This is a genomic window from Streptomyces sp. NTH33 (assembly GCF_003236365.1).
In the GTDB taxonomy this organism is placed as follows: domain Bacteria; phylum Actinomycetota; class Actinomycetes; order Streptomycetales; family Streptomycetaceae; genus Streptomyces.
In genome coordinates this window covers 18,749-28,697 of the sequence record NZ_POTZ01000035.1, presented here as the reverse complement: position 1 = coordinate 28,697, position 9,949 = coordinate 18,749, and the positions used below count along the sequence as shown (strand labels likewise).

The following is a 9,949-nucleotide window of genomic DNA, read 5'->3' as shown; positions in this document are numbered from 1 at the left end:
CCCACCAGGGCCGGAACCGCCGGGGCCGGAACCGCTGCCGTCGCCGCGGAGCCGCCGTCTCCGTCTCCGCCCCGTCCGTGTCGACCCGCTCGTTGACTTCCTCCCCCTCGTGAACGAGGAGGATTCCTGCTGACACGGCTCCGGTTCCTGTCCGGTTCCTGCAGACCGATCCACGCGGGTGCGAAGAGGCGCACTTCACCGGACGGGGGCAGGACCGGGCACGGGCATGAGCGGAGCCCTCTCGGCAAGGACGGCGGGCTTGTCGAGAGGGCTCTTCGACTGGTGCGTGTCCGGGCGTCGGTCTAGGCCTTGACCGACGCCACGAAGATGTTCCACGCGTCGGCGGGGAAGCCCAGCACCGGGCCTCCGGGGACCTTGGAGTCCCGGACCGCCATGGCCGCGACCATCGGTGACTTGACCTCGACGCATGCGCCGTTGCCCGTGGAGTACGAGGACTTGGTCCACGTCTGGACGGCACCCTGACGAATTGCCATTTCTGCTCCGGATTGCCAGTGGAGTGGTTTGCGCCAACGTTCTTGCTCGATGGCGTGATCGACGCTACTCGCCACTCTCGTCATCCGAAGAGGCCATTCACCCTTACGGATGGCATATTCCGGCGGGACTTCCGCCCTGGTGCGGTGAAGTGTAGGCTGCGGCAGCTTTTTGTCGGGGGGCGTTCAGCGTGCGTGGTTCAGCGTGCGTAGTCCTTCGCGATGTCGGCGATGAACTGCCGCGACTGCTCCACGCCCAGCGCCTGCGCCCGCAAGTGTTCGTACATCACGCTGTACTTCTGCACGTCGTTCGCCTTCTCCAGGTACAGGTCGCTGGTGACGCCCTCGATGTAGACGACGCTGGAGTCCGCCGTGTCCGGGAACTCCAGAATGGCGTACTGGCCGTTGAGGCCCGGGTGGGCGCCCATGTCGAACGGGATGACCTGCACGGTCACGTGCGGCAGCCGGGACTGCTCGACCAGGTGCTCCAACTGCTCCCGCATCAGGGACCGGCTGCCGACGACCCGGCGCAACGCGGCCTCGTCCAGGACCGTCCACAGGCGCAACGGGTTCTCGGTGGCGGAGATTCGTTCCTGCCGGCGCATCCGGACCTGGACGCGCTTCTCGATGTCGGCGGGCGCGGTCTCCGGCAGGGCGCCGGAGACCAGCGCCTCCGCGTACTGGCGGGTCTGCAGCAGGCCGGGGACGACCTGCGGGTCGTAGATCCTCAGGCTCGCCGCGTCCGTCTCCAGGCCGATGTAGACGCTGTAGGGGATGTCGCCGAAGGAGTGCCACCAGCCCTGCTGGCGCGAGTCCTTGGCCATCTGCATCAGCGACTCGACGACCCGGTGGTCCTCCACCTCGTAGACCCCGCACAGATCGCGCACGTCGCGCTGGCTGATGCTGCGCCGGCCGTTCTCCAGGCGGCTGATCTTCGACTGCGACACCAGCAGTCTCTCGGCCACCTCCTCGGCCGTCATCCCCTTGAGTTCGCGAAGTCTGCGCAGTTCCTGGCCCAACCGGCGCCGCCTGACAGTGGGATTGACATTGGACGCCACGGGACGTGCACCTCCGGCCGCATGCCTCTACTTTGCGTATCTGCTGTTGAGCAGATTGCCACCAAGGTGCTTCCTACCGCTGGAAAATCCCAGATATGCAGGCTGATTGACGGCTCGTTCGCCTTCGGGGTGCTTTCAGCCGGTGCCGAGACGGCAGGGGACCCCCAGCCGTCTCGACACCGGCGCGCCCTTAGGGCTCTCTCGCGGCCGGCGCGTCGGGCAGGGCGTCGTGGGTGGGCCCTCGCCCTTCGCTGCGACCGCGCCGTGGGACCACGGCTCAGTGCACCACCGCACGGCCGGCCATGGAGCCGCGTCGTGGCTGCATGGGGACGCCTCGGGCCGGTTCCGCGGCGGGCATGGCCCGCGCACCGGTCTGGCGGCCCGCCGGCCCCGGACCACGGCGCGGCTGGGCCGCCACGCCGTTCTGGACGTCCATCACGGCGTGCGCCACGAGTCCGCCCATGGGGTCGTGCCGGATCAGGTCCCTGAGCCGGGACCGTGAGGACCGTCCCTCGTTGCCCGGATACAGGTGCTTGCCCAGGCCGACCGCGTGCGCCAGCGCGGCGAGCGCCGCCGTCCGCGGGTCCGGCGGCACGCCGGTGCGGATCGCGGAGTCCAGCCGGGCCCTGATCTCCCGGCTGATGGCGGTGTCCGTCGCCTGGTAACGAGTCGTCGGCAGCACTCCGCACATCTGGCCGGCTACGGCGGCGACCATGCCGCACCGCTCCAGATGCGAGAGGTAGGTCTGGCGGAGCCCGAGGCGGGGTCCGCCGATCCAGTGGACGGCCCGTACGGGAGCGCCGCGCCTTCGCAGCAACTCCAACGCGCAGTCCAGAGTTGGATCTCCTGTCGGCCGTGGCACCACCACGGCGATACGATCCCCGTCTGGGGCTATCCGTCCGGCCAGCGCCAGCTCCACTAGCTGTGCTCCGGCCAGACCCAGGTCGAGCGACTGCGGCTGCGCAGTGGTACCCGTGGCCGGGTCCAGTGCCAGCAGCAGAAGCTCCTCCGGAAGTGTTCTGCGGCTCCTGCCCATCCATGCCTCCCCGCGTGGATGAATGACAGGGTGACCCCTCTCACATTGGTCTGTCGAGGGTGCGTGACCGGTTCGTGAGGGAACCGGCAGGTATGTCGTTCTCGTCTTCCGCGTGGGTTTGGCCCGTACACAGGACACTGGTACATGGTTCGGACAGCGGTACGTCCGCGTGGCATGGCTGCTTCGTCCGGGTGGCGGTCCAGGTCGTGGTTCACGGTTCGATAGCCGCGCGCGGGGCGTGCGGCGCATGGAGGAGGCATCGGTGGCGGGCGAGTCCCCCGGCAGGTCGAAGCAGAGCGAGTCGTCGGGACAACCGACGTCGGGGAGCGCGGGTCCGGTTCCCGAGGCCAGGAGCGAGGCCCGCGACCCGCGGATTTCGCTGGCGGGTGATGCGGGGGCGTCGGGCGCGTCCGAGGACTCCGGTGCGTCCAGTGCCTCCGAGAGGCGCGGGGGCGTCGATACGGCCACGCGGGTGCTTTCGGTAAGGGACTTGGTGACGGACGGCGAAGGCGCCGGGGACGCCGAGGCGGCGGAGAAGCCGGGAAGGGCCGCCCGGGCGGAGAAGGCTGACGGAGCGAAGGGCGACGCGGAGACCGCCGGCGACCAGTCCGTGGACGTCACCGAGCCGGAGAAGGACGAGCTGGAGAAAGACGAGCCGGAGAAGGGCGAAGAGGACGCCGCGGCCGGGAAGGCCGGGGAGGTGCCGCGGGACGCGGACTCCGGTGACGAGGGCTCCGGTGACGAGGGCTCCGGTGACGAGGACGACGCACCGGGTGAAGCACGTCCGCGCGATACGGACACCGAGGACGCCGAGAAGGCCGAGAAGGCCGAGGAAGCCGAGAAGAGCCCGGCAGGTCCGAAGGCCGACGGTGCCGACGGGGTGAGGAACGCGCGAGAGACCGACGCCTCCCAGGAGGCCGAGGACTCCGAGGACTCCGAGGGCGCGGCGGAGGCCGACGACGCCGAGCACGACGGGACCGCCCGGGACACCGCAGAGGTCGACGGCGCGACTGACGACGACAGCGCCGACGACGACAGCGCCGACGACGCCGCCGGAGCCGACGACGGGCCGAAGTCCGGCGACAGGCCGCCCGTGGATCAGCCCACCACCATGCTCAAGGTCGGCGGCGCCGCCAAGCCCCGGGTCGACCAGCCCACCACCATGCTCAAGCTGGGCGGCAGGAAAAAGCAGGACCAGCAGGGCGAGCAGGACCAGCAGGGCGAGCAGGACCAACAGGGCGGGCAGGACAAGGAAAAGCAGGACACGCCCGCCCCCGAGGCCGCCGCCGAGCGCACCAGCAAGTTCGTCGCGCTCAAGCCGCTCGACACCCCGGAGACCCCTCAGCCGAAGCCCGCGAAGCCGGCCGCGCCCGCGGGCGGGACCACCGCGCCGCCCAAGGCCCCCGCGGACGCCACGGCCGCCGTCCCGCAGATCGGCCCCGAGCTCACCACCCAGCAGCCGCTGCCGCCCAAGCCGCCGCTGGACCTGCTGGCCGAGCTGACGAACACCCCGCCGCCTCCGGAGACCCCGATGCGCACCCTGGTGCGCCGGGTCAAGATCTGGACCCCGCTGGTCGCGCTCCTCGTGATCGTCTTTGCGATCGTGCAGGCCGTACGCCCGCTGCCGGCCCCCACTCTCGCGCTCTCCGCCGAGGAGACCTACACCTTCGACGGCGACCAGGTGAAACTGCCCTGGCCGGACGAGGGACAGGGCTGGATGGAGGTCGACGGCGTCGGCACGATGGACCACTTCGGCGAGCAGAAGCCGGTCGCCATCGGCTCGGTCGCCAAGACCATGACCGCGTACATCATCCTGCGCGACCACCCGCTGAAGCCGGGTGAGGAAGGCCCGAAGATCGAGGTCGACCCGACGGCGGAGAAGGAGGGCGGCTACCACAAGGACGGCGAGTCCACGCTCGACAACGTCAAGGCCGGCGACCACCTCACCGAGAAGCAGGCCCTGTCCGCGGTCATGATCCCCTCCGCGAACAACATCGCGCGTCTGCTGGCCCGTTGGGACGCCGGTTCCGAGGAGGCGTTCGTCAAGAAGATGAACGACACCGCCAAGGAACTCGGGATGACCAACACGACGTACACCGACCCGTCCGGTCTGGACAAGACCACCGTCTCCACCGCCGAGGACCAGGCGAAGCTCGGCAGCGCGGCCATGAGGATCCCGGCCATGGTGGCCATCACCAGCGCGGCCAGCTGGACGGATCCGAAGGGGAAGTACTGGACCAACTACAACGAGTTGCCGTTCACCATCGGCGCGATCGGCATCAAGACCGGCTCCACCACCGCGGCCGGCGGCAACCTGCTCTTCGCCGCCCACAAGGAGGTGGGCGGCCGGACGGTGACCATCGTCGGCGCGATCCTCGGCCAGCACAAGCCGACGATCCTCGACACGGTCAACGCGGTCAGCAAGACCGCGCTGCTCGCCGCGCGGGACGTGCCGACCTCGGCGAAGATCCTGAAGAAGGGCGACGTCGTCGGCTACGTCGACGACCAGCTCGGCGGCCACACCCCGGTCGTCGTCACCAAGGACGTCACCGCGGTCGGCTGGGCCGGTCTGAAGGTGAGGCTGGACCTCTCCGCCGACTCCCTGCCGCACACCGCGAAGGCCGGCACGAAGGTGGGCACGCTCACCATCGGTGACGGCGAGGACAGCGCCGTACAGGTCCCGGTCGCCCTGCAGGAGGACCTCGCCGAGCCGGGCTTCACGGCCAAGCTGAAGCGCCTCGGCTGACCCGCGCGTCACCCGACGCCGTCACCGCCCGCGCGGTCCGCCCGCGCAGCCCGTTCGGGCAGCCCCACCCGGGAGCTGTCCGGACGGGCTGCGTGCTAGCGTCGCGAATCGGGCACGTCGCCGGCCACGGGACGCGGCCGCGAACGGAGAACAGGACACGGGGAGTGCCTCAGGTGGCCACAGCGGAGCCGACACACGCCGACGACGCCGGCGACGCCGACCGGGGCCCGGGCGACGGCCCGCGGAGGGACGTGTCCCCGACCGACCCGGAGAGCGGCCGCGCGAACGGTCACCGGTCCCGCACCCGGGCCGCCGTCATGGCCGTCCGGGAGCGGATGCCGCGGCACCCCGTCCTGTCCGTCACCACCCTGGCGGGCCTGCTCCACATCGCCTGGTTCTTCACCTTCGCGAACAGCGGCGGCGACCTCGCGGCGCAGGACGCCTGGGCCGAGTTCGTCGGCCGGCACCCGGACTCGGCGTACAACCTCGCCTGGTACGGCGGCATGCACCCGGTGTCGTACAGCGTGGTCTCGCCGTACCTGATGTCGCTCCTCGGCGTCCGTACGACGATGATGATCGCCGGCACGGTCTCCGCGGGCCTGCTGACGATGGTCCTCCTCCGCAGCCGCGCGGTCCGGAACCCCCTGGGGGCCGCGCTGGCCGGCGTCTTCGGACTGCTGTGCAACGCGCTGTCGGGCCGGGTGACGTTCGGCCTGGGCACGATGTTCGCGCTGGGCGCGGTCGCGGCCGTGTTCTGCTGGCCGTACCGCTGGCGCTACAAACGCTGGGCGAAGGCGCTGGTCGCGGGCCCGCTGGCCGCGCTCGCCACCATGTCCTCGCCCGTGGCGGGTCTGTTCGTCGGCCTGGTCGCGGTCGCGCTGTTCCTGCAGAAGCGCCGCCCGGGCGCCTGGGCGCTGGGCCTGGCCCCGGCCGCGGTGGTGGCCGTCTCGGCCTGGCTGTTCCCCTTCTCCGGCACCCAGCCGATGGCGTTCGCCTCGGTGATCCTGCCCCTGCTCTACGCCGTCCTCGCCGTCGTCCTGGTCCCCCGCGAGTGGAAGACGGTCCGGATCACGTCGGCGGTGTACGGCCTGTCGGTCGTCCTGGTGTGGCTGATCAGCTCCCAGATCGGCTCCAACATCACCCGGCTGGCGATGCTGTTCGCCGGGGTGGTCCTGGTGGCGGCGCTGCCGTACGCGGTCCCGCGCTCGCGCACGTGGTACGCGATCGTGCTGACCATCCTCGGTTTCGTCGGCTGGATAGGCTTCAAGTCGATCGACGACATCGTCAACACCACCCCCGCCGCCTCCTGGGCGCGCGAGCTGGCCCCCCTCGTCAACCAGTTGCAGCAGGTCGGCGCGGAGAAGGGCCGTGTCGAGGTGGTCCCCGCCCGTTCCCACCGCGAGGCCTCCGCGCTGGCGCCGTACGTCAACCTGGCCCGCGGCTGGAACCGCCAGGCCGACATGCAGCGCAACCCGCTCTTCTACGACGACACGCTCGACTCGGTGAACTACCACGAGTGGCTCCAGCGCTGGGCCGTGCACTACGTGGTGCTGCCCAAGGACGACCCGGACGGCGACGGCGGCGAGAAGGAACGCGCCCTCGTGCAGCAGGGCATGCCGTACCTGAGGCAGATCTGGGGCGACGCCAACTGGCAGCTGTTCAAGGTGATCGACCCGGTGCCGCTCGCCGAGCCCGACGCGGTCGTGGTCCGCGCCGAGCAGGGCGAGATGACCCTCCAGGTGCACAAGCCGGGCCGCGTCCTCATCCGCATCCCGTACTCACCCTGGCTCAGCCTCGTCGACGACCAGGGCAGGAGCCTCAAGCCGCCCCAGGAGACCGACGCCTCCAAGCACCGCGCCGAGGGCGAGCCGAAGACGTACGACAACGTCAACGGCTGCCTGAGGGAGACGGAGGAGGACGCCAAGGGCGACAAGTGGACGATGCTGCTCGCACCGGAGGCGGGCACGTACCGGCTGGCGTCGCCGTACCGGCTGCCGCGGGGCACGCCGTGCCCCGACGAGCTGAGGTGACCGTCCGCCGGCCCGGCAGGCACCACCCCGGGCCGGCGCGGTCGCTCACCTCACCGGAAACGCCACGTCGCACACCGCGTCGTCCGGCCCCGACGCCTCCCAGTCGGCGAAATACACCTCACGGCACGGCCCCGCAAGCTCCAGCCCCTGCTCGGCGATCCACTGCTCCACCGCCTCGAACGCGGCCAGGATCTGCGGATGGGCCACCTGCGCCTTGGTGATCCGGGTGTACGCCAGCCGCCGGGCCGGCTCCACCCGCACCTTCGTCTCCCACGCCCGCCCCCGTGCCTCGGCCCACGCCCGCGCCGCCGCCTCGTCGGCGACGGGCACGCAGGACTCGGCGGGCCCGTCGCTCTCCATCGACACCTCGGCGTGGTAGACGACGAACGGCGCGCCCGTGACGCCTCCGCACGCGCCCGACGCGGCCTCCAGCCGGGTCAGCGACGCCCCGATCCACGCGGGCAGCTCATCGGCGAGGGTGTGCCGGGTCTCGCTGATCACCACCTGTTCGGGCACGTCGACCGTATCGACCTCGAACCTGCCGTACATCTCGGAGCTCCTCCCCGACAGCCGTCCACGGAGGTACTCGGCGAGGGTCCGCTGCCCGGCCACCCGCGTCTCGACCTCCGCCCAGTAGGCGGCGAGCCGGTCGGCGGCCTCGGCCCCGTCCGCCTCGACCACCTCGGCGACCCGGGTGAGCGGCATGCCGAGCTGGCGCAGCAGGGCGACCAGCCGGGCGCGCTCGGTCTGGGACGCGCGGTAGTAGCGGTAGCCGCTGGCGGCGTCGACGTGAGCCGGGACCAGCAGGCCGAGACGGTCGTACAGCCGCAGGGCCTTGGCCGACAGCCGGGCCCGCGCGGCGAACGCGCCGATGGTGAGCAGCTCTTCGTCCACCCTGTCATCCTCCGTCACCGGGCGGCCTGTTCCGCCCGGCGAGAGGGACGCTCACCCCTGCCCCAGGGACAAGGTCAACACCCGTGGGACGGCGACTCAGCCGAGCTGCGCCTCGACGGCCGCGACCAGCTCGGCGGCCTCCGGCCCGGTCTGCGGCGAGAACCGGGCGACGACCTTGCCGTCCCGTCCGACCAGGAACTTCTCGAAGTTCCAGCGGATGTCCCCGCTGTGCCCCTCGGCATCGGCGAAGCCGGCCAGACGCTCGTACAGCGGATGCCGCCCCTCCCCGTTGACCTCGACCTTCTCGGTCATCGGGAAGGTGACGCCGTACGTCGCCGAGCAGAACTCGGCGATCTCCTCGGCGCTGCCCGGCTCCTGCCCCATGAACTGGTTGCACGGCACTCCGAGCACGGTGAACCCCCGCCCGGCATACCGCTCGTGCAGCCGCTCGAGCCCGGCGTACTGCGGGGTGAGCCCGCACTTGGACGCCACGTTCACGATGAGCACGGCCCGCCCCGCGTACTGCCCGAGCTCCGCGGAACCGCCCTGGAGGGCGCCGATCCCGACATCGAGCGGAGAGGCGCCGTTGTTGTCTGCAGTGGTCATGTCCGGATGCTAACCGTGCCGGGCGACGGAACCGGCCCGGCACCGGCCCCCGACGCCGCCTCGACGAGGACCTGCCCCGCCCCCGTACGCGAGTACAGCACCGACCGTCCGGCCCGCCGTCGATCCACCAGGCCCGCGTCCAGCAGGACGCGCAAGTGGCGGCCGACGGAGCCCAGCCCCTGTCCGGTCAGGGCGGTGAGCTGGGTGGTGCTGAGGGGTGAGCCGAGCAGGATCAGCACCTGGGCGCGGGCACGGCCCAGCAGCGCACCGAGGCCCGCGGGCACGGAGGCGCGGCGCGCGTCGGTGTCGGCGAGGGCTCCGGTGCAGGGATAGACAACGGCGTATCGGTGCGGCGGATCGTCCCACGACACCCAGCCGGTCTGCGGGGTGACGGGCACGAGGACGAGCTGGGCGCCGGAGGTCTCCTGCGGCGGGTACGCGTGCAGGTTGATCTGGAGCCGGCTCTCGCCGAGCCAGCGCGTGCCCGGCCGCAGCGCGTCCAGCACGGCCGCCCAGCCGCCCCGGCCGACCTGCGCGGTCCGTGCGACGACGTCGGCCTCCAGCACGCGCCGCCGACGGTCCCAGCAGGGGCGTACGGTCTCCGTCCAGACGTACTCCAGGAGCCGGGCCGCACGCTCGGGCAGATCGTCCCGTTCCAGCGCGGCCGGCAGCGGCCCGGCGAGGGAGAGCCGCAGATGGGCGCGGGCTGCGGCCGGCTCGGCGGCGCGTACCCGCGCGACCCCCTCCTCGAAACTCTCCTCGTCCCGTGGCGTGGGCGTGAGGAAGTCGGCGATCCACTCCTTGCCGAGTCCGGCGTGGACGAGGAGCGCGGTGACGGGGTCGTCCGCGAGCCGCCGCCGGTAGGCGGGCAGGTGCGCGGTCAGCCAGGCCTGCTCGCCGGGGTGCCGGCCGACGCCGGCGTGCAGCAGCTTCAGGCTCGCGAAGGTCTCGGCGAGCGGCGAGAGCAGGAACCGGCTTCCGGCGAGCGTGTCGGCGTTGACCTGCCACCAGCCCACGGGCCCTCCCCCTCGGGACGTTTCGCATCCGCGCGAAACAATAACGACCGCCGCCGTGCACGTCCGAGACTC

At 71.6% G+C, this 9,949-nt stretch carries 8 protein-coding genes; 2 read left to right on the top strand and 6 right to left on the bottom strand.

Going from position 1 to position 9,949, the window contains the following annotated elements:
* Window positions 1–302: 302 nt before the first annotated feature.
* The 3 genes from C1I97_RS05955 to C1I97_RS05945 form a co-directional block, all read right to left on the bottom strand.
* On the bottom strand, window positions 303–494 hold the full coding sequence (locus C1I97_RS05955; protein WP_111002170.1) for a DUF397 domain-containing protein: 192 nt from the start codon (window positions 492–494) through the stop codon (window positions 303–305).
* 197 nt (window positions 495–691) lie between these two features.
* Window positions 692–1,549: a helix-turn-helix domain-containing protein gene (locus C1I97_RS05950; RefSeq protein WP_111002169.1), complete on the bottom strand. Its 858-nt coding sequence runs from the start codon at window positions 1,547–1,549 to the stop codon at window positions 692–694.
* A gap of 277 nt (window positions 1,550–1,826) precedes the next feature.
* Window positions 1,827–2,585, bottom strand: coding sequence for a GOLPH3/VPS74 family protein (locus tag C1I97_RS05945; RefSeq protein ID WP_111002168.1), 759 nt, complete (start codon window positions 2,583–2,585; stop codon window positions 1,827–1,829).
* A gap of 247 nt (window positions 2,586–2,832) precedes the next feature.
* Here C1I97_RS05945 and C1I97_RS05940 point away from each other — a divergent pair, with 247 nt between their 5' ends.
* Together C1I97_RS05940 and C1I97_RS05935 are read left to right on the top strand one after the other, a co-directional pair.
* Entirely contained in the window at window positions 2,833–5,331 is a 2,499-nt protein-coding gene (locus tag C1I97_RS05940; protein ID WP_111002172.1) for a D-alanyl-D-alanine carboxypeptidase family protein, read from the top strand.
* Between the two features lie 173 nt (window positions 5,332–5,504).
* Window positions 5,505–7,361: an MFS transporter gene (locus tag C1I97_RS05935; RefSeq protein ID WP_111002167.1), complete on the top strand. Its 1,857-nt coding sequence runs from the start codon at window positions 5,505–5,507 to the stop codon at window positions 7,359–7,361.
* A gap of 45 nt (window positions 7,362–7,406) precedes the next feature.
* Here the strand turns inward: C1I97_RS05935 and C1I97_RS05930 are convergent, their stop codons facing one another.
* The 3 genes from C1I97_RS05930 to C1I97_RS05920 all read right to left on the bottom strand — a co-directional run bounded on the left by C1I97_RS05930 (window position 7,407) and on the right by C1I97_RS05920 (window position 9,877).
* On the bottom strand, window positions 7,407–8,255 hold the full coding sequence (locus tag C1I97_RS05930; protein ID WP_181446586.1) for a MerR family transcriptional regulator: 849 nt from the start codon (window positions 8,253–8,255) through the stop codon (window positions 7,407–7,409).
* Window positions 8,256–8,351: 96 nt separating this feature from the next.
* Window positions 8,352–8,861 (bottom strand): glutathione peroxidase, encoded by a 510-nt coding sequence (locus tag C1I97_RS05925; protein ID WP_111002165.1) that lies wholly within the window; start codon window positions 8,859–8,861, stop codon window positions 8,352–8,354.
* Window positions 8,858–9,877: a winged helix-turn-helix domain-containing protein gene (locus C1I97_RS05920; protein WP_111002164.1), complete on the bottom strand. Its 1,020-nt coding sequence runs from the start codon at window positions 9,875–9,877 to the stop codon at window positions 8,858–8,860. The genes C1I97_RS05925 and C1I97_RS05920 overlap by 4 nt, the downstream gene beginning before the upstream one ends.
* Window positions 9,878–9,949 lie beyond the last annotated feature (72 nt).

Bases quoted from the DNA above. Each gene is read 5' to 3' on its own strand.
- C1I97_RS05955 (WP_111002170.1), bottom strand. From the start codon at position 494: ATGGCAATTCGTCAGGGTGCCGTCCAGACGTGGACCAAGTCCTCGTAC.
- C1I97_RS05940 (WP_111002172.1), top strand. From the start codon at position 2,833: ATGGAGGAGGCATCGGTGGCGGGCGAGTCCCCCGGCAGGTCGAAGCAG.
- C1I97_RS05925 (WP_111002165.1), bottom strand. From the start codon at position 8,861: ATGACCACTGCAGACAACAACGGCGCCTCTCCGCTCGATGTCGGGATC.
- C1I97_RS05945 (WP_111002168.1), bottom strand. From the start codon at position 2,585: ATGGGCAGGAGCCGCAGAACACTTCCGGAGGAGCTTCTGCTGCTGGCA.